The 1,227-nt window shown below is 56.6% G+C and carries 1 protein-coding gene; it reads left to right on the top strand.

Annotated features, from left to right (window positions below):
* Positions 1-274 precede the first annotated feature (274 nt).
* Positions 275-535 carry a helix-turn-helix transcriptional regulator gene (locus tag CKO42_RS26585; protein ID WP_200252625.1) on the top strand — a complete coding sequence of 87 codons (261 nt, stop codon included), beginning with the start codon at positions 275-277 and terminating at the stop codon, positions 533-535.
* Positions 536-1,227 lie beyond the last annotated feature (692 nt).

Below are 1,227 nucleotides of genomic sequence, written 5' to 3'. Positions count from 1 at the left end.
CGTGATGGCCCGGTCTTTGTGAGTCTCTGTCATTGGTCTGCTCCGCTACCTTGGTTGACGATGGGTTCTCATCATCGCTTATTGTGCCCGCTCGGGGTGTGTTGGAGGAGCGGGGCGGACCATTCCATTATTGTGGAACCTGTGCAAGCGTCCGGTGAAGGTGGCAACAAGGCCAAGCTCGAGGTTTCGCACTGAACATTCCCGACCGGGAAAGATGACTTGCGCAGAACCCTGTTCTAGCTGAGACTTTCCCGAACGGGAAAGAGGCCGGACCATGAGCCGTATTCAAGACCCTGACCAACTCGGTGATGTATTGCGTGCTGCGCGCAAGCAGCTCGGGCTAACGCAGCCCCAGTTGGCCTTAGCGGCAGGGGTCGGCGTGCGTTTCATCGTTGATCTGGAAGCCGGCAAGCCGAGCGTGCGGCTGGAACAGGTGCTACGTGTGATCGATGCCTTAGGAGGTGAGTTCGAGCTCTGCGGGTTGCCCTCTGCCGCACCCGCCCTTTACCGCGAAGACACCGACCATGGCGCCTGAGTTGGAGGTCTGGCTGTTCGCTGAGCGGGTCGGCAGCCTGGCGCTGGCCGATGCGAGGCTGACGTTTCGTTGGTCGTGCTCTAGATCTGTTGATTCGCCAGTCAAATTACTGATTTATAACGATTAGGGTATTCAACAACAGAACTAGAGCATTATCCGACCTTCGATCTAGGTGGCCCCTAGGACATTCGTTTCTGCTTTCGCCATGCCAACCCGCCTAGCGATGTCAGCGCGGAGAAGAACAGCCAGCCTGCCGCGGGTAGCGGCACCGGGGTTACTGACGACGTGGTTGTGTAGGTTAGCTCTGTTAGGCCGTTATTCCATCCGTCTGGCCCGAAACTGACTAGGAATCCACTAGTAGATGTGAGATCCGGAGTCACCGTAAACGGTGAAGTATTCGATATGGTTGCGGTGTCGGTCAGCAAGGGATTGGTTGTATCAGAGAGATCGAAAATACTGTAAGGAACGTTGGGGTTCCTTGAAAGATAGTTACCGAGTTCTAAGGAATCTAGGGTCAGCGATGCCCCACCAAGCGGTTCGATTTTGAAGAAGCACTCTGAGTTGGTGGCGTTAGTGCGCCAAGCGCAGCTTGGCGCTTCTTGCCGGGTGAAAGTCCCGGTCGGGTAAGGGCTAGCCACCCACCCGTATCGCGTGTTGCGCCTCTGGCGGATAGCGACGCTCTGGTCGGAAGA

The sequence above is a fragment of the Lamprobacter modestohalophilus genome, assembly GCF_016583905.1.
Taxonomy (GTDB): domain Bacteria; phylum Pseudomonadota; class Gammaproteobacteria; order Chromatiales; family Chromatiaceae; genus Lamprobacter; species Lamprobacter modestohalophilus.
This window is presented reverse-complemented; position numbering and strand designations above follow the sequence as displayed.